Origin of the sequence: Microcoleus sp. K5-D4, from assembly GCF_036704575.1 — a bacterium.
In the GTDB taxonomy this organism is placed as follows: Bacteria; Cyanobacteriota; Cyanobacteriia; order Cyanobacteriales; family Microcoleaceae; genus Microcoleus.
In genome coordinates this window covers 1-1,100 of sequence record NZ_JAUBSD010000228.1, presented here as the reverse complement: position 1 = coordinate 1,100, position 1,100 = coordinate 1, and the positions used below count along the sequence as shown (strand labels likewise).

Below are 1,100 nucleotides of genomic sequence, written 5' to 3'. Positions count from 1 at the left end.
CAGCTCAAATGAACTATAATTACATGGTTCAGTAAAGCCACGCGAAAGCCATACCACACATAATAGCATTTTTTTGACAGCACGCGATGGTTGATTAACAACACGTTTACTTGTACCCAACTTCATACATTGTTAAAAATGAAAGCTTATTCGATTGATTTTAGGCAAAAAATCCTTGATACTTATCATGCTGAACCCATTTCACAAAAAGCAATAGCTAAGCGTTTTTCTGTAGCCCTGAGTTTTGTACAAAAATTGCTTAAACAATATCGTGAAACAAAAAACATTACTCCGAGAACTGACCGATGTGGAGTCAAAGGCAAACTCAATGCGGAGCAACTACTCATCTTGGCCCAATTGATTGAAGAAAATAATGATGCAACTCTTGAAGAACTCCGTTATTTACTTTATGGAAAACTCGGATTTTCCGTTAGTAGAGCTACCATAGGAAGAATGATAAAACTCTTAAACATTACTGTAAAAAAAAAACTCTATTCCCTTCAGGCAAAGGCACCGACCGAGTTCAAATCCTGCGATGTGAGTTTTGGGAAACAATTAAAAAAATTAGTTTGAAAGACTTAATATTCCTTGACGAATCGGGAGTTAATTTGGCAATGGTGAGGTTATATGCTAGGTATGCAAAAAGGTGACAGAGCCAAGGGGCCCAAACCAACTTGCGCGTGGCAAAAATGTCTCAACAATTGGAGCAATGTCAGTCAATAAAATTTTGACATCGGTTAATCTAATAGGCGGAACTGATGCAATTACATTTGAAGCTTTTATTATCAGAAAACTCGTACCAAAACTCTGGAAAGGTGCTTGTGTGGTGATGGATAATTGTCCTATTCACCTGGGAGAAGAAGTCAAAAAAGCTATTGAAAAGAAAGGCGCAAAATTAATATACTTATCACCTTATTCACCAGATTTTTCACCAATTGAGAATCTGTGGTCAAAACTTAAAATCATTCTCCGTTCTATCAAGACTACTAATTATCAAGAGTTAGGAAAAGCCATCGAGTTTGCGTTCGGACAAGTTACATCGTCAAATATTTTTAACTGGTTTACACACTGCTGTTATTGTACCTCATCTTTCTGAGAAA

General features: G+C 36.5%; 1 pseudogene. It reads left to right on the top strand.

Going from position 1 to position 1,100, the window contains the following annotated elements:
• Positions 1 to 138: 138 nt before the first annotated feature.
• Positions 139 to 1,096, top strand: a pseudogene (locus tag QUA77_RS29200) (IS630 family transposase).
• Positions 1,097 to 1,100 lie beyond the last annotated feature (4 nt).